Source organism: Streptomyces sp. NBC_00247 (assembly GCF_036188265.1).
Taxonomy (GTDB): Bacteria; Actinomycetota; Actinomycetes; order Streptomycetales; family Streptomycetaceae; genus Streptomyces.
In genome coordinates, this window is sequence record NZ_CP108093.1 from 2,534,511 (window position 1) to 2,550,350 (window position 15,840).

The window sequence follows — 15,840 nt, forward strand, 5'->3', positions numbered from 1 at the left end:
GCGTGGCGGTACGCGCCGGCCGACGTCTCAGCCGCCGGCGGAGGCCGTCCACCGGCGGGAGCGGGCGGGCATCCGGGAGTGTCCGGCGTCCGTCGGCCTGACGGCGAGGATCTGGTTGACGCCGATCTTGTTGTGCTCGAAGGAGAGGGCGGACGCGGCCATGTAGAGCCGCCACACCCGGGCTCGCCCGGGGGAGGTGGCCGCCACGGCGGCGGCCCAGTTGGCCTCCAGATTGGCGACCCACTGACGGAGCGTCAAAGCGTAGTGCTCACGCAGCACTTCAACGTCCCGCGCCTCGAATCCGGCCTCCTCCAGGAGGCCGAGCGTCCGCCCCAGCGGCGCGAGTTCGCCGTCCGGGAAGACGTAGGCGTCGATGAACTCGTCGACGTGGTACGCCTCTTCGTCCTTCTCGGGGCGGCGGGCGATCTGGTGGTTGAGCAGTCGGCCGCCGGGCTTGAGGAGGGCGTAGAGGTCGTCGGCGTACTCGCGGTAGCGGACGGAGCCGACGTGTTCGGCCATGCCGATGGAGGAGATCGCGTCGTACGGTCCGTCGCGCACGTCACGGTAGTCCTGCACCCGGATCTCGACGCGGTCCGTCAGCCCTTCCTCGGCGACCCGCTTGCGGGCGTAGGCGGCCTGTTCGGTGGAGAGGGTCACGCCGGTGACGAGGGCGCCGTACTCGCGGGCCGCGTGGATGGCCATGGAGCCCCAGCCGCACCCGACGTCGAGCAGCCGGTCGCCCTCCTTCAGGGCGAGCTTGCGGCAGACCAGGTCGAGCTTGTCGCGCTGGGCGTCCTCCAGGGTGCCGCCGTCCTCCCAGTAGGCGCAGGAGTAGACCATGGACGGGCCGAGGACCATCTCGTAGAAGTCGTTGCCCACGTCGTAGTGGTGACTGATGGCCTCCTTGTCCCGGCGTCTGGTGTGCAGCGGGCCGATGCGGCGGCGGTGCATCTCCTCGGCGGGCGGGGCGGGCGGCGGGTAAGGGCCCGCGAGCTGGGCGAGGCCCTTCGCGAAGGCCCGGACCTTCGGGTCGCGCAGCGGGTGGATCGCTTCCTTGGCATCGGCGCCCCGCTCCCAGAGGAGGGCGGCGATGCTGTCGAGCGCCTCGTACAGATTGCCCTCGACGTCGATCTCTCCGGCGACCCAGCCCCGGGCCAGTCCCAGCTCGCCCGGCTTCCACAGCAGTCGTCGCAGGGCGCGGCGGTGGCGGACGACGAGAGCGGGGGCACCCGGCGGGCCGGCCTCGCTGCCGTCCCAGGCCCGGATGCGAACCGGAAGGGGTTCTCCGAGCAGTTCCGTGAGAAGAGCGGTCAGCCGCGACGCGGCGTCTGCCATGGCGCACACCTCCGTGGTGGTGTTCCCAAAATGCCCATATATGCGTACACATGCATCATTGCCCCGCCGACACGCCTCAGCGTCGCGACGAGGTAACGCATACGTCAACTCTGGCCGGGGCTACCGTCATCCCGCTACTGGGCAATGGTTGGGCAAAATACATGTAGCTACCAAGTATCGGTCGGAACGACGGCACTCCTACCGGGGCGGGGCCCTGCGGGAAACCCGTCCGAGTACGCCGAAGGGACCGTCCGCACCACGGATGGCGGACGGCCCCTTCGGGTCGTACAGGTCACGCACCGGCGGCTCCGCGTACGGAGCCCGAGCGCCCTCGCGGGAGCGCCGGGGTCAGGAGGCCTTGGCCTTCTCGCCCTCGGACTTCGCGGCGGCGGGAGCCGGAGCCGGCTTCGCGGCCTCGTAGAACTCCTCGCGCGGCGTCTCCATGGCACCCAGGGAGACGACCTCGCGCTTGAGGAACATCGCGAGGGTCCAGTCGGCGAAGACGCGGATCTTGCGGTTGAACGTCGGCATCGCCATGCCGTGGTAGCCACGGTGCATGTACCAGGCGAGACGGCCCTTGAGCTTGATCTTCACCTTGCCCATGACGATCATCGCGACGCCCTTGTGCAGGCCGAGACCGGCGACCGCACCCTTGTTGGCGTGGCTGTACTCCTTCTGCGGGAAGCCCCGCATGCCGGAGACCACGTTGTCGCCGAGGACCTTGGCCTGGCGCAGCGCGTGCTGGGCGTTCGGCGGGCACCAGGCGTTCGGGTTGCCGGCGCGGCGGCCGACCATGTCCGGGACCTGGGCGTTGTCGCCGGCGGCCCAGATGTAGTCGGTGCCCTGCACCTGGAGCTTCTCGCTGGTGTCCACGTGGCCACGCGGGCCGAGCGGCAGACCGAAGCGGGAGAGCGCCGGGTTCGGCTTCACACCGGCGGTCCACACGATGGTGCTGGAGTCGACCTCAAGGCCGTTCTTCAGCACGACGTGGCCGTCGACGCAGCTGTCCATGGAGGTGGAGAGGTAGATCTCCACACCGCGGGACTCCAGGTGCTCCTTGCCGTAGGCGCCCAGCTTCGGGCCCACCTCGGGAAGGATCTTGTCGGCGGCGTCGACGAGAACGAAGCGCATGTCCTCGCGCTTGACGTTCGTGTAGTACTTGGCCGCGTCCCGGGCCATGTCCTCGACCTCACCGACGGTCTCCGCACCGGCGAAGCCACCGCCGACGAAGACGAAGGTCAGCGCCTTGCGGCGGATCTCCTCGTCGGTCGTGGAGTCAGCCTTGTCCAGCTGCTCCAGGACGTGGTTGCGCAGGCCGATGGCCTCCTCGATGCCCTTCATGCCGATGCCCTGCTCGGCGAGGCCGGGGATCGGGAAGGTGCGGGAGACCGCGCCCATCGCGATGACGAGGTAGTCGAAGGGCAGCTCGTAAGCCTCGCCGACGATCGGCGCGACCGTGGCGACCTTGCGGTCCTGGTCGATGGTCGTCACACGACCGGTGAGAACCTCAGCCTTGGGCAGCACGCGTCGCAAGGGGACGACGACATGCCGAGGCGAGATGCTGCCTGCGGCAGCTTCGGGAAGGAAGGGCTGGTAGGTCATGTACGAGCGCGGGTCGACGACCGTGACGGTCGCCTCTCCGTAGCGCATCTTCTTGAGAATGCGTCGAGCTGCGTACAGGCCTACGTACCCACCGCCTACAACGAGGATCCTGGGACGCTCCGTGGTGCTCATGCAATCGAGTATCCACCCCATCCAGGGGGGTAGCTCGTGAGCCCCTTCACAAGGTTGTGGGCCCCCTCTGCTACACTGCGCGGCCCGCGTGACCCAGGTCATGCTCGGCGCGGGGAACCACAGCCGCGCGGCGAACGTTGTTCACCGCCTGTGAGCTGGCCCTTGGCCCCGGAACGGGGGTCCCCCGCTCCCCCTCCACCCCTTGCGTCCACCCCGAGCGCACCGCGCGTGGGACACCCGCGCGTACCGCACAAAACGTACGCACAGGCCCGTTCGAACCCCGGAGAGCCAAGAACTTGCCCCAAGGGGGCCGAATTCCTTGTGAAGAAGTTCACGAAGTTGGTCCCGACGCCTCCCCGAAGACCCCCTCCGAGCCCCCGGGAGACCCCTCCGGAGCCCCATGGAAACATCAGAAGTGCAGGCGGGGCCGCATGTGAGCGCACGGATCGCGAGAGGTCAGGTTGCGCGCGAAGGGGTGCCCGGGCGGGGGTGCGCGGCGGGCCCGCGAGCACCCGGGCCGGTGGGCACGGCGGGCCCGGGAGCGCGCCCGGCGGCCGGACGCGCGCACCCGCCCCGAGTGCGCACACACTGGACATATGACCACAAGGAGAACCGTGACGGTCCGGGAGGCCTGCGCGAACCCCGCCGCCCCCATCGACCACGCCGAGCAGGGCGAACCCACGGTGATCACGCGCGACGGCACCCCGGTGGCCGCCGTGGTGCCGATCGCGGACTTCGAGGCCCTGGAGGAGGCGGCCGACGTGCTCGACATGGAGGCGGTGCTCGCCGGAGTCGACCCGACCACGACCGTGGCCGAGCTGCTGACGGACGTCCTCACCGACCACCAGGGCCCGACGGACGAGAACGAAGACGAAGACGAAGCGGAAGACGAAAGGGAGGCCGGACAGCGAGGGGAAGGGGAGCGCTGAGCCCTCTCCCCCGCTCTGTCCTCCGCCGCCCTCCCGGGCTCAGTCGCGGCGCCGGACGTACAGCCGGTTGCCCTCCGGCCCTGTCCACTCCACCCGGACGACCCCCGGCACGGCGGACTCGGCGAGCCGTGAAGCGTTGGACCAGTGGCCGAAGTTCGGGTTGCGGAAGAAAGTCGCCCACAGCCGTCCTTGGTGGTCCTCGAAGAAGTTGTTGTGGCCGGCGCCCACGCCGACCGTCCACCGCTGCGAGTACGGCCCCTCGAAGGTGTCGGACACGGCGGCGACGGCGTCGTACTGGTACTGGACCCGACCGGTCGCAGCGGTGTCGTACCCCTGACGGGTACTGCCGTCGGCGTTGACCGAGGTCCGGTCCCAGGCGGCCTGGAGCAGGAAGTACTTGCCGCCGTAGGTGAAGACGTACGCGCCTTCGAGGTACGGCTCCGGGGAGTACGGGGTCTGCCGGAACGCGGGAAGGCCCGTCGTGGGGACGATGTCCTCCATGTCGTCCCGGAACTTCGCGTACAGGTTGTTGTGCAGCACCAGCCAGGCGTCGTCGCCCTCGGCGTACAGGCTGCCGTCGATGTGGTGGTAGGCGCCGGGTGCGATGAACGCGGGGCCGCCGATGAAGGAGTCCCCGAAGGGCTTGTCGAGGTTGCCCTCGATCAGCCGGTACGGGCCCTCGACGCCGCCCTCGCTGACGAGCAGGAACGAGCCGACCTTCTTCGAGTGGTCGCCCATGCACGCGACGATGTACCACGTGCCCCCGAAGCGGTGCACCTCCGGCGCCCACGCCTGACCGCGCTTGCCGAACGGGGAGTCGTACCAGTACTCCTGCCAGGGGGCGACGACCGTACGGCCGGGCCGGTTCTCGTCCACGAACTCGGGCGACCACACCTTGCCCTTCTCGGCGCCGGGCCGGATGCCGGTCGTGTCGGCCAGCTTCCAGGGCCCCTTGAGGTCCCGCGCCGTCCACACGAAGATCCCGTCGTTCCAGGGACCGGCCGCTTCGAGCCCCGGCACCCGGGTGGTGCCGGTGGCGACGTAGAGCGGACGGCCGTCGACGGTGAAGCAGTTGACGTACGTGTCCCGCATCCAGACCCGCCCGAGCTCCTCGTCGCGCGGGCGCAACTCCAGTGGCAGCACGAAGGAGTTGTCCGCCCTCGGCCAGAGGTCCTGGCGGGTGTCGGCGGTGCCGTTCGGGGCGGGGTCGGGCCAGTTCGCCGGGTACCGCCCGCGCGCGTGGCCGGGCGGCTCCTTCGGCGCGACCGGGGCGGGCGGGGCGGGCGGGGCGGGCGGGGCGGCATGCCCACTCGGCGCGGCCTGCGCGGCCTGTACCGGCAGGGCCACCGCCGCTCCCAGTCCGGCGGCCCCTGCCAGCAGGGCCCGGCGTCCGACGGGCGGTCGGTTCTCGTGGCTGGTCATCGGTCAGCCCTCCTTCGGGGTACGAGTGTCCTGTGCCGGCACGCGGGCACGCGGCGGCACCGCGCCCGGTCGGCGCGCGAGCGGCGACGGCCGCCCGTGCGTCCGCTGCGCACCGAGCGACGATGGTCGACGGGGCGTCGGCAGATACGCTCAACGCCTGTCTCCGCGAGCGGGATTGAAGGTCAGCGCGAACCCGGACAGGCGGCCGGACCGCGGCGCGGCACGCATGATCCGCGGGTCGTTCCCCGCTCGCGACGAGCCTGCGGACCGACCTCGGACGGCATGAATCCAGCATGGGAATCCCCGATGATCTACGTCAAGGGGTCGCCGATTTAATCCGGGCCGGAGGTCCGGTGAATCGGGACGGCCGACGTGGCGACGCGGCACCGGTCGGCACATCAGCACGCATGTCGGCACATGGCACCGGCTGCTCCGCAGTCTCTTCGCCGAACAGTGACTCAAAGTGCCTGCGGAAGCGGCCTGGGCCGTTGCATGATCGCGAACATGCTGATCGATCACGAGGGTTGTTCGCCGACCGTCCACCCCACGGCCTACGTCGCGCCGACGGCGACGCTGTGCGGGGACGTTCGGGTGGGAGCGGGCTGCCGGGTGCTGTTCGGAGCCGTGCTCAGCGCCGAAGGCGGGCCGGTGGAACTCGGTGAGGACTGCATCGTGATGGAGAACGCGGTCCTGCGCGGGACACGGCGCGATCCGTTGAGCTTGGGACGGCAGGTCCTGGTCGGCCCCATGTCCTACCTGACCGGCTGCTCGGTGGAGGACGAGGTGTTCTTGGCGACCGGAAGCCGGGTGTTCAACGGCGCGCGCATCGGTACCCGCTCGGAGGTCCGCATCAACGGCATCGTGCACCTGCGTACGGTGCTGCCCGCCGACTCGACGGTGCCGATCGGCTGGGTGGCCGTCGGGGATCCGGCCCGAATCCTTCCGCCCCAGGATCACGAGGCGATCTGGGCGGTGCAGAAGGATCTCGACTTCCCCGGCTACGTCTTCGGCCTGGACCGTCCCGTCGAAGGCGAGAGTCTCCTGCCGGGCATCTCCGAGCGATTCGGCCGGGCCCTCGGCCGCCATCGCCACGACCGCCTGATCTGAGTCCCCCGGGCCGTTCAGCGAGTCGGGACGGGACCGGCGTCAGGCCACCGAGAACGCGATCCCGTCCAGAATGTCGTGCTCGCTCACCACGATCTCCTGGGCCCCCGTGCGCCGCATCAGGGCTTGGAGGATCAGGGCCCCGGAAGCGATCACGTCGACCCGGCCGGGGTGCATCGCGGGGATCGCGGCGCGGTCGGCGTGGGTGGAGGCGAGCAGGCTGGTGGTGATCTCCTCCACGCGGGCGAGGGAGATCCGGGAGTGGTGGATGGCCTCGGAGTCGTACTCCTTGAGGTCGAGCGCGATGGCGGCGATCGTGGTCACCGTACCGGCGAGGCCGACGAGGGTGGTGGCCCCGGTGAGCGGGACCGTCTCGGCGGCGAGGTCGAGGGCCGCGTCGATGTCGGCGCGGATCGCGGCGATCCGTGCCTCGGTCGGCGGGTCGATCTTCGCGCCGTCCTGGACGAGGTGGCGTTCCGTCATGCGGACGCAGCCGATGTCGACCGAGCGGGCCGCGCGGACCGTGTCGTCGCCGAGGACGAACTCGGTGGAGCCGCCGCCGATGTCGACCACGAGGTACGGGGCGGCGAAGCCGTGTCCGTCGGTGCCGTGGAGTTCCTTGGTGGCGCCGTCGAAGGAGAGCTGGGCCTCCTGGTCGCCGGTGATCACCTCGGGCTCCACACCGAGGATCTCGTGGACGCCCCGGACGAAGTCGGCGCTGTTCTCGGCGTCGCGGGAGGCGGAGGTGGCGACGAAGCGGACCTTCTCCGCACCGAGCTCCTCGATGGCGCCGGCGTACTCGCGGCAGGCGGCGAACGTGCGCTCCAGGGCCTCGGGGGCGAGGCGTCCGGTGCGGTCGACGCCCTGGCCGAGGCGGACGATCCGCATCCGGCGGTCCAGCTCGGTGAAGCCACCGGTGGCGGGGTCGATGTCGGCGACGAGCAGCCGGATGGAGTTGGTACCGCAGTCGACGGCCGCGACCCGGGTCGTGGTCACGCGGTCTCCCCGGCCTGCTTCTCGGGCGTGCAGGGCGTGACGCAGGGGCCCTTGGCCCACCACTCGGGCAGCATGGCGATGGCCTCGTCGCCGAGCGGGTTCACGCCGGGTCCGGCGGCCAGCGAGTGGCCGACGAGGACGTGCAGGCACTTCACCCGGTCCGGCATGCCGCCGGCGCTCGGGAAGCCCTCCAGCACCTCGATGGCGTCGCGGCGGGCGAGGTAGTCCTCGTGCGCGGCGCGGTAGGAGGCGGCGAGCTCCGGGTCGGTGCCCAGGCGCTCGGTCATCTCCTTCATGACGCCGTTCGCCTCCAGCGTGCCGATCGCGGACGCGGCGCGCGGGCACGTCAGGTAGAACGTCGTCGGGAACGGCGTGCCGTCCTCCAGACGGGGCTGGGTCTCCACCACGTCCGGGTTGCCGCAGGGGCAGCGGTGCGCGATGGCGCGCAGCCCGCGCGGCGGCCGTCCGAGCTGCTGCTCGAACGCGGCGATGTCCGCGTCGGTGGGCGGAGTGGATTCGGTCTGCGGAGGGGCGGTGTCCATGCCTGCCTTGGTTCTGCTCGAAGGTGCTGCTCTGTGGGGTGCGGTGCGCCGCGGGGCGCGGTTCTGCTCGGACCAGTGTGCCTGGCCGCGCGGGGCTCAGTCGCCGTGGGAGGAGCCGTCGGATTCGTTGCCGGAGCCGTCCGCGCTGTCCACGCCGTCCCAGAGGTTGGAGTGCCAGGGCCGGCCGTCGGCGCCGGGCTCGCCCCGGCCGTCGTCCGCCGCGTCGGGGTCGATCACGGTGTAGCCGGTCTCGCCGGGGAGGACGTAGTGGAGGTGTTCGCGGGCGAGGCGGCGGATGTACGCGTCGTCCTGGAGGCGGGCCTTCTCGTCCCGCAGCTCCTCGGCGCGCTTCCCGGCGTCCTGGAGCGTCCGTTCCTGGTCGGCGATCTCCTCGCGCTGGGAGACGTACTGCCGCATCGGGTACGCCAGCGCCACGATCAGGGTGCAGACGATCAGCGCCAGGAACGCGGCGCGGCCGGTGAGCCGGGAGCGGTGGGCCTGGCGGCGGTTCTGGGAGCGGTAGACGCGGGCCGCCGTCTGCTCGCCGAGCAGCCGCAGCCTGGTCGCGGTGGAGAACCGGTCGCGGTCCTTCACGGCCATGTTCATGCCTCCCCGTCACGCACGTCCGTCCCCGCACACGGTACGGGACCGAGTGCGGGGACGGACGGAGGCTGGTGGAGCGGGCCCTGGCCGGGCCGCGGATCAGCCCTTGAAGCGGGGGAACGCCGAGCGGCCGGCGTACACGGCGGCGTCGTCGAGGATCTCCTCGATGCGCAGCAGCTGGTTGTACTTGGCGACGCGGTCCGAGCGGGCCGGGGCGCCGGTCTTGATCTGACCGCAGTTCACGGCGACGGCGAGGTCGGCGATGGTGACGTCCTCGGTCTCACCGGAACGGTGGGACATCATGCACTTGAAGCCGTTGCGCTGCGCGAGCTCGACGGCGTCCAGGGTCTCGGTCAGCGAACCGATCTGGTTGACCTTGACGAGCAGGGCGTTGGCCGAGCCCTCCTCGATGCCACGGGCGAGGCGCTCGGGGTTGGTGACGAAGAGGTCGTCGCCGACGATCTGCACCTTGGTGCCGAGCTTGTCGGTGATGACCTTCCAGCCGGCCCAGTCGTCCTCGTACAGCGGGTCCTCGATGGAGACCAGCGGGTACGCGGAGACGAGCTCCTCGTAGTACTCGGTCATCTCGGCGGCCGAGCGCGACTTGCCCTCGAACTCGTACTTGCCGTCCTTGTAGAACTCGGACGCGGCGACGTCGAGCGCGAGCGCGATGTCGCGGCCGGGGACGAAGCCGGCCTCCTTGATGGCCTCGACGATGAGGTCGAGGGCGGCGCGGTTGGACTCGAGGTTCGGGGCGAAGCCGCCCTCGTCGCCGAGACCGGTGGAGAGGCCCTTGGTCTTCAGGACCTTCTTCAGCGTGTGGTAGGTCTCGGCACCCCAGCGAAGGGCCTCGGAGAAGGACTCCGCGCCGATCGGGGCGATCATGAACTCCTGGATGTCGACGTTGGAGTCGGCGTGCGACCCACCGTTCAGGATGTTCATCATCGGAACGGGCAGCAGGTGCGCGTTCGGGCCGCCGAGGTAGCGGAAGAGCGGGAGGTCGGCGGCCTCGGAGGCGGCGTGGGCCACGGCGAGCGAGACGCCGAGGATGGCGTTGGCGCCGAGCGAGCCCTTGTTCTCCGTGGCGTCGAGGTCGCACATCGCCTGGTCGATCAGACGCTGCTCGGTGGCGTCGTAGCCGACGAGCTCCGGGCCGATCTGCTCGATGACGGCGAGGACGGCCTTCTCCACGCCCTTGCCGAGGTAACGCTTGGGGTCGCCGTCGCGAAGCTCGACGGCCTCGAACGCGCCGGTGGAGGCGCCGGACGGAACGGCAGCACGGCCCGTGCTGCCGTCGTCGAGACCAACTTCGACCTCGACGGTGGGGTTACCCCGCGAGTCGAGGATTTCCCGGGCTACGACGACGTCGATGGACGGCACGAGCATCTCCTTCTGGGATGTGACGCTGACTGTGCGGGGCTCTTGAGCCTGGCGACTAGAGCCTAACCGGACACAGGACATCGGCCAGCCGACCGTCCGTCCAGTGACACGACGAGCCTACACATTGTTTCCGTACGGAACATAACGTCCGGCGGTACGGGGGCCGGCGGTCCGCGGTACGGCGGGGGAAGCGAACCTCTCCTTCCCCTCCTCACCTGTACGCCGCTCGCGGTCCCGCATCCGCACCGGCGCCGGAAAAGGCCCTGGCCCGGCGCGCGGGGGGAGTGCGCGCCGGGCCAGGGAGTGGGAAAGGGGTGCCGCCGGACACCCCCGTTCCGGGGAGGAGTGGTTCGTGATTACTTCAGGTGGAGCTGCTGACCCGGGAAGATGAGGTCGGCGTCGTCGACGATGTCGTGGTTCAACTCGAACAGCTTCTGCCAGCCGCCCTTGACGCCCTGCTTCTCGGCGATGGTGCTGAGGGTGTCGCCGGTGACGACCTTGTACTCGCCGTCGCCCTTCTCCACCTTGTCGCCGGTCGGCGTGGTGACGGTCTCGGACTTCGCGGCGGCGGGGCGGTCCTCGCCGCGGGAGGCGGTCTGCGAGTCGGTGGCGCGGTCCGGCGTCGCCGTGGTGGCGCTGTCGTCGGTCGCGGTCGAGCCGGTGCTCGCGGAGGAGCCCGTGTCGACGCCCGGGTCCACACCGTCGTTGGTGAGGTTGCCGGCACCGGCGCAGGACCAGGCACCCGGGCCCTGCAGGTCGAGCAGCACCTCGGCGGTGGCGATCTGCTGCTCCTTGGTCGCCAGGTCGGCGCGGGGGGCGTACTTCGTACCGCCGGCGGCGGCCCAGCTGGACTGCGAGAACTGCAGGCCGCCGTAGTAGCCGTTGCCGGTGTTGATGGACCAGTTGCCACCGGACTCGCACTGGGCGACGGCGTCCCAGGTGGCGACGGAGGCGGCGGAAGCGTTGGTGGCGCCCATCAGCGGGAGGGCGATGGCGGCACCGGCGACGCCGGCGAGCGTGGCCACACGGACGGCCTTGGACGAGCGGCGGTGCTTACCGTTGCTGGACAGCAGCATGGAACGTCTCCTCACCGACGCCTACGAGGTGAGCTGTCGGGTTCGGGCCAATGAGTGCCCGGCCACACGTCCTTGCGTGTGGCTTAACCCCTAGCCGGCTCCGGCCGCCCGTCGTTCCGACGGGCCGTCCGATACCGGCGGCTTACCTGGGTCCCCCGCTCCTGCCTACGGCGCTTTACGCGTCTGTTCCCTTCGACCGACGGCAGGATTCGGCGTGACGGTCGACGGGGCCCGCGGTGCGAGCGGTTCTGACCGTAAACAGAGGGAACCCCCACATTCAATGATGGACATATCAGACAATCAGACCTTACTAGCCACGGTTGAATAACCGTTTCCGCAGGTCAAAGCGGACATCTGCGAACGCCGGTGACCGCGACACGCCGAAACAGCGAAGAGACCCATGTCTCACTTTCGCAAAAGTGGACATAGGCCCCTTAACTGCCCCTCTTTTTGGGGTGTTTTCCCGAATTGGATCAGTTGGCGGGAGCGGTCTCGGCCGTGTCGGGAACGGTCTCCGGCGTGTCGGAGGTGGCGTCCGACGCGGCCGGGGCGGTGCCGGTCGCCGCGGGGGCCTCCGCCGACGTCAGGTCGAGCTCCTGGCCGGGCAGGATCAGGTCCGGGTCGGAGCCGATCACGCTCTCGTTGGCCTGGTAGAGCTCGGTCCAGCCGTCGGAGAGGTTCTGCGCGTCGGCGATCGCCCAGAGGTTGTCGCCGGACCGGACCGTGTACGTCCCGTCCGTCGCGAGGGTCGTGTCGTCGCGCGCGTCGCCGTCCCCGCGCGAGGCGTGCCGGCCGGTGTCGCGCGAGGCGTCGGCGGCCGCCTCGTCCGGGTCGGGCGTCCCGCGGTGCTTGCCGCTCGTCGCGGTGTCACCGGTCGCCGCGTCCGTCGCGCCGCCCTTGGTACCGCTCTTCGCACCGCTCTTGCCGGGCGTGGTGGCGTCCGGGGTGGCCGAGCCGGAGGGCGAGGGGGTCGCGGAGGCGTCGGGGCTCGGCGTGGCGCTGCTCCCGGAGGTGCCGCCGGAGTCCGGGGCGCCGGTCGAGCCGGAGGAGCCCGTCGACTCCGCGGTGCCGGTGGAGACGGGTGCGCCGTCCGCGTCCGGGATCGTGCCGGCCGAGGCTCCCGCGTCCGTGGAGCCGGGGTCGACGCCGATGAGGGCGCCCGCGGGCGCCAGCCCGGAGATCACCGCGCACCCGGGCCACGCCTGCGGGCCCTTGGCGTCGAGCACCTTCTCCGCCACGGCTATCTGCTGGGTGCGGCTGGCGAGATCCGCGCGCTGCGCGTACTCCGTACCGCCGTAGGCGGACCAGGTCTCCTGGGAGAACTGCAGTCCGCCGTAGTAGCCGTTGCCGAAGTCCGCGCTCCAGGTGCCGCCGCTCTCGCATTCGGCGACCTTGTCCCAGGTGTTCGCGTCCGCCGCGCCGGCACTGCCTGCGGCGAGGAGCGGAATCGCGAGGGCGGAGCCTGTCACGCCGGCTGCGACGACGATGGCGGGTGCCTGGCGAGGGCGGCGGTGTCTGCCGTTCGCGGAGCCCATGGGAGTGCCTTCCGTGTGACTGACGGGTGAACTGATGCGTCGAACCGTGAACCTAGCGGGACTCGAACGTGTGTCACAAGTCGATGCCTCGCAGATCACGTGAACATCACAGTGTTGACGGAACGTCACCTTGGTCGAGCGCCGGCCTGGGCGTGAACTCCACCGGAAGGGTGCGCAGTCCACGCATGATGAGCCCTCCACGCCACCGCAAATCGGCTGTTTCTCCCGCAAGACGCAGGTCAGGGAGGCGCCTCAACAGGGTCGCGAGGGCGGTCCGTCCCTCCAGCCGGGCGAGCGGCGCACCCACGCAGTAGTGGATGCCGTGGCCGTAGCCGAGGTGCTGATTGTCACGCCGGGCGAGGTCGAGCGTGTCGGGGTCCTCGAAGCGCGCGGGGTCGCGGTCGGCCGCCGCGAGGACCACGAGCACGGGATCGCCTGCCGCGATCTCCTCGCCGCCGAGGGTCAGCGGTTCGGTGGCGTACCGCCAGGTGGCCAGCTCCACCGGGCCGTCGAAGCGGAGCAGCTCCTCGACGCCGGTGGCGAGCAGCTCCTCCTCCCCCGCCGCCAGCGACGCCTGGAGGCGGGCGCGCTCCTCGGGGTGGCGGAGCAGGGAGTGGGTGCCGTTGCCGATGAGGTTGACGGTCGTCTCGAAGCCCGCGAAGAGCAGGATGAAGGCCATCGCGGCGGCCTCGTTCTCCGTGAGGTGCTCGCCGTGGTCGCTGGTGCGGATGAGTTCGGAGATCAGGTCGTCGCCCGGGTTCTCCCGCTTGCGGTGGATGAGTTCGGCGAGGTAGGCGCGCATCCGCTTCACCGAGCGCGCCACTCCGCCACGTGGTCCGCCGCCGTGGCGGATCATCATGCCCGCCCAGTCCCGGAAGTCGTCCTGGTCCTCCTCGGGCACCCCGAGCAGGTCGCAGATGGCGTAGATGGGGAGCGGGAACGCGAACTCGTGGATGAGGTCGGCCTTGCCCTCGGTCGCGAACCGGTCGATGAGCCGGTCCGTCAGCTCCTGCACGCGGGGCGCGAACTCCGCGACCCGGCGCGGGGTGAACGCCTTGGACACGAGCCGGCGCAGCCGGGTGTGGTCGGGCGGGTCGATGTTGAGCAGATGGGTCATCAGCTCGGCCTTGCGCTCCCCCGGAATCCCGGTCTTCCCCTTGGCGTGCGCCGACCCGGCGTGGTGGACCGGGTTCTTGGAGAGCCGGTGGTCGGCGAGGGCGTGCCGGGCGTCCGCGTACCGGGTGACCAGCCAGGCTTCGACGCCGCTGGGCAGCGTGGTGCGGTGCACCGGGCTGTGCTCGCGGAGCCAGGCGTACGCCGGGTACGGGTCGGTCGCGAACTCCCAGGTGAAGAGTTCGGGGGCGGCGGGCGCGCGGTGCGCGGGGCAGCCGGCGGGGCCGGGTTCCTCGGGGCTGTCGTCCACCGGCCGGTCACTCATCGCCGGTGCCCGGGGCGTCCGCGCCCTCCGCCGCGAGGATCACGTCGCGGTAGGCGCGGGCCGCCGCGCGCAGGGCGGCCTCCGGGTCGACGCCCTCGGCCTCGGCGCGGACGGCGAGGGCGAGGAGCTCGTGGCCGAGGGTGTCGCCGGCGGGCGGGGCGACCTCCAGGCCGGAGCCGCGGACCCGGCTGCCGAGCTTCGCCGCGAGGGCGAGGGCGGGCTGACCGAGCGGGATGCCCTCGGTGACCGAGTCGCGTCGCTTCTCGACCGCCTTGGTACGCAGCCAGTGCGCGCGGACGTCCTCCGGGGTCTCCGCCGTGGCGTCGCCGAAGATGTGCGGGTGACGGCGGATCAGCTTCTCCACCAGGGTGCCCGCCACGTCGTCGACGGAGAAGGGCGCCTCGGCGTCCTCCTCGGCGATCCGGGCGTGGAAGACGACTTGGAGGAGGACGTCCCCGAGCTCCTCGCGGAGTTCGTCGCGGTCGCCGTCCTCGATCGCCTCGACCAGCTCGTACGTCTCCTCGATGGCGTACTTGGCGAGCCCCCGGTGCGTCATCGTCGAGGTCCACGGGCACTCGCGGCGGATCACGTCCATGACCTGGACGAGGTCGAGGAGGCGGGCGCCCGGCAGGTCGTACGAACCGGGGAGCAGTTCCAGGTCCGGCATCCGTACCCGGCCGGAGCCACCGAGGCGGGCGAGTCCGTCGGTGAGCCGCTGGTCGCCCTCACCGCCGACCAGCACCACCACGGTCCGGCCGCCGGCGCAGGCGTCGACCAGTTCCTCGGCGGTCAGCTCCGTGTTCTCGACGGTGACGCCCGCCTCGCGCAGGTACGGGAGCTGTACGTGGTCGGGGGCGCCGCACAGGACGCGGTCGGCGGTGCGCAACGTCTGCCAGGCGGGCCAGGACAGCAGTCCGGGGGCGACTCGGTGGCTGGCGGTGAGGAGGACGACCCGGCCGGGTGCTTCAGCGTTCACCCGTCGAACCTACCTCGGCTGCGTGTCAGCCCGCCGGGGCGGTGTCCGTCTGCCCGGAGCCGTCCTGCCCGCTGCCGTCGCCTCCGGCGCCGTCCCCTCCGGACGTCGCGTCGTCGGCGCCGGTGGCCTTGGCGAGCCAGGGGGACTCGTAGGTACCGAGGCGGATCTGCTGGTCGTCCCAGGCTCCGTAGCGCGGGTTGACGTCGATGTGCAGCGATTTCGATGCCTTGGTGAGCGCCTCGGTCACCTTCTGGGTGCCCTCCTGGGTCTGGAGGTCCGCGCCGAGCGACGCCGCCAGCTTCGGCAGCTGGACCTCCTGGCGGAGGTCGCCGTCGATCTGCTCCGGGGAGATCCAGCGCTCCTGGAGGAGGGTCGCGGCAAGTTCGTCCTCGCCGCCGTACTGGGCGACCGCCGCCTGGCGGACCTGCTGGAGCTCCTTGCGGCTGACGGTCACCCCGGCGTCCCCGGCCGCCTTGTCGAGGACCCGTCCGAAGATCAGCCGGTGCAGGGCGGCGCGCGGGAGCTGTCCGGACCCCTTCACCAGCTGGGCGGACTGCGGCGAGTTCTGCTGCGCGCCGCGCACCTCGGCGACGTCCGCCTGGAGGGTGGAGACCTCGATCCGCTGCCCTCCGACGATCGCGGCGGCGCCGGGGTGGGCCTCGCTCCCGCAGGCGGTGAGGACGGGCACGGAGAGCAGGAGTGCGGCGGAGAGGGTGAGCGCGGTGCGACGACGGCGGTGCAAAGGAGCCTCCCGATGAGAGTTTGTGCAT

At 71.0% G+C, this 15,840-nt stretch carries 13 protein-coding genes, 1 pseudogene and 1 riboswitch; of the genes and pseudogenes, 2 read left to right on the top strand and 12 right to left on the bottom strand.

Annotated features, from left to right (window positions below):
- Positions 1 to 27: 27 nt before the first annotated feature.
- Positions 28 to 1,335, bottom strand: coding sequence for a cyclopropane-fatty-acyl-phospholipid synthase family protein (locus tag OHT52_RS10515; protein WP_328719871.1), 1,308 nt, complete (start codon positions 1,333 to 1,335; stop codon positions 28 to 30).
- Positions 1,336 to 1,683: 348 nt separating this feature from the next.
- On the bottom strand, positions 1,684 to 3,069 hold the full coding sequence (locus tag OHT52_RS10520) for an NAD(P)/FAD-dependent oxidoreductase (RefSeq protein WP_328719872.1): 1,386 nt from the start codon (positions 3,067 to 3,069) through the stop codon (positions 1,684 to 1,686).
- A gap of 596 nt (positions 3,070 to 3,665) precedes the next feature.
- Here OHT52_RS10520 and OHT52_RS10525 point away from each other — a divergent pair.
- Positions 3,666 to 3,929, top strand: a pseudogene (locus OHT52_RS10525) (type II toxin-antitoxin system Phd/YefM family antitoxin); the annotation flags it as partial.
- Positions 3,930 to 4,037: 108 nt separating this feature from the next.
- Here the strand turns inward: OHT52_RS10525 and OHT52_RS10530 are convergent.
- On the bottom strand, positions 4,038 to 5,420 hold the full coding sequence (locus OHT52_RS10530; protein WP_328719873.1) for a family 43 glycosylhydrolase: 1,383 nt from the start codon (positions 5,418 to 5,420) through the stop codon (positions 4,038 to 4,040).
- Positions 5,421 to 5,924: 504 nt separating this feature from the next.
- On the opposite strand from OHT52_RS10530, the gene OHT52_RS10535 reads away from it, so the two are divergent.
- On the top strand, positions 5,925 to 6,527 hold the full coding sequence (locus OHT52_RS10535; RefSeq protein ID WP_328719874.1) for a gamma carbonic anhydrase family protein: 603 nt from the start codon (positions 5,925 to 5,927) through the stop codon (positions 6,525 to 6,527).
- A 39-nt stretch (positions 6,528 to 6,566) separates the two neighbouring features.
- Here OHT52_RS10535 and OHT52_RS10540 read toward each other — a convergent pair whose 3' ends face one another.
- From OHT52_RS10540 to OHT52_RS10580, 9 genes are all read right to left on the bottom strand, one after another.
- Positions 6,567 to 7,520: a Ppx/GppA phosphatase family protein gene (locus OHT52_RS10540; protein ID WP_328719875.1), complete on the bottom strand. Its 954-nt coding sequence runs from the start codon at positions 7,518 to 7,520 to the stop codon at positions 6,567 to 6,569.
- Positions 7,517 to 8,062 (bottom strand): DUF501 domain-containing protein, encoded by a 546-nt coding sequence (locus tag OHT52_RS10545; RefSeq protein WP_328719876.1) that lies wholly within the window; start codon positions 8,060 to 8,062, stop codon positions 7,517 to 7,519. The genes OHT52_RS10540 and OHT52_RS10545 overlap by 4 nt, the downstream gene beginning before the upstream one ends.
- 96 nt (positions 8,063 to 8,158) lie before the next feature.
- Entirely contained in the window at positions 8,159 to 8,662 is a 504-nt protein-coding gene (locus tag OHT52_RS10550) for an FtsB family cell division protein (RefSeq protein ID WP_328719877.1), read from the bottom strand.
- Positions 8,663 to 8,764: 102 nt separating this feature from the next.
- The gene (gene eno, locus OHT52_RS10555) at positions 8,765 to 10,051 is read right to left on the bottom strand and encodes a phosphopyruvate hydratase (RefSeq protein WP_266708104.1); all 1,287 of its coding nucleotides are present in this window, start codon (positions 10,049 to 10,051) and stop codon (positions 8,765 to 8,767) included.
- Between the two features lie 350 nt (positions 10,052 to 10,401).
- Entirely contained in the window at positions 10,402 to 11,121 is a 720-nt protein-coding gene (locus OHT52_RS10560) for a transglycosylase family protein (RefSeq protein WP_328719878.1), read from the bottom strand.
- A 3-nt stretch (positions 11,122 to 11,124) separates the two neighbouring features.
- A riboswitch (cyclic di-AMP (ydaO/yuaA leader) is annotated at positions 11,125 to 11,304 on the bottom strand.
- A 290-nt stretch (positions 11,305 to 11,594) separates the two neighbouring features.
- Positions 11,595 to 12,656: a transglycosylase family protein gene (locus tag OHT52_RS10565; protein WP_328719879.1), complete on the bottom strand. Its 1,062-nt coding sequence runs from the start codon at positions 12,654 to 12,656 to the stop codon at positions 11,595 to 11,597.
- 106 nt (positions 12,657 to 12,762) lie between these two features.
- Positions 12,763 to 14,094, bottom strand: a complete 1,332-nt coding sequence (locus OHT52_RS10570; RefSeq protein WP_328719880.1) for a cytochrome P450 family protein — start codon at positions 14,092 to 14,094, stop codon at positions 12,763 to 12,765.
- A complete protein-coding gene (locus OHT52_RS10575) occupies positions 14,087 to 15,070 on the bottom strand; it encodes a nucleoside triphosphate pyrophosphohydrolase (protein ID WP_328719881.1) in 984 nt (327 codons plus the stop codon). Before OHT52_RS10575 ends, OHT52_RS10570 begins: the two co-directional genes overlap by 8 nt.
- A 25-nt stretch (positions 15,071 to 15,095) precedes the next feature.
- The gene (locus tag OHT52_RS10580) at positions 15,096 to 15,812 is read right to left on the bottom strand and encodes a SurA N-terminal domain-containing protein (protein WP_328719882.1); all 717 of its coding nucleotides are present in this window, start codon (positions 15,810 to 15,812) and stop codon (positions 15,096 to 15,098) included.
- Between the last annotated feature and the right edge of the window lie 28 nt (positions 15,813 to 15,840).

Excerpts from the sequence above, each read along its gene's own strand:
- OHT52_RS10515 (WP_328719871.1), bottom strand. The coding sequence starts at position 1,335 with ATGGCAGACGCCGCGTCGCGGCTGACCGCTCTTCTCACGGAACTGCTC.
- OHT52_RS10520 (WP_328719872.1), bottom strand. The coding sequence starts at position 3,069 with ATGAGCACCACGGAGCGTCCCAGGATCCTCGTTGTAGGCGGTGGGTAC.
- OHT52_RS10530 (WP_328719873.1), bottom strand. The coding sequence starts at position 5,420 with ATGACCAGCCACGAGAACCGACCGCCCGTCGGACGCCGGGCCCTGCTG.
- OHT52_RS10535 (WP_328719874.1), top strand. The coding sequence starts at position 5,925 with ATGCTGATCGATCACGAGGGTTGTTCGCCGACCGTCCACCCCACGGCC.
- OHT52_RS10545 (WP_328719876.1), bottom strand. The coding sequence starts at position 8,062 with ATGGACACCGCCCCTCCGCAGACCGAATCCACTCCGCCCACCGACGCG.
- OHT52_RS10550 (WP_328719877.1), bottom strand. The coding sequence starts at position 8,662 with ATGGCCGTGAAGGACCGCGACCGGTTCTCCACCGCGACCAGGCTGCGG.
- eno (WP_266708104.1), bottom strand. The coding sequence starts at position 10,051 with ATGCTCGTGCCGTCCATCGACGTCGTCGTAGCCCGGGAAATCCTCGAC.
- OHT52_RS10560 (WP_328719878.1), bottom strand. The coding sequence starts at position 11,121 with ATGCTGCTGTCCAGCAACGGTAAGCACCGCCGCTCGTCCAAGGCCGTC.
- OHT52_RS10565 (WP_328719879.1), bottom strand. The coding sequence starts at position 12,656 with ATGGGCTCCGCGAACGGCAGACACCGCCGCCCTCGCCAGGCACCCGCC.
- OHT52_RS10570 (WP_328719880.1), bottom strand. The coding sequence starts at position 14,094 with ATGAGTGACCGGCCGGTGGACGACAGCCCCGAGGAACCCGGCCCCGCC.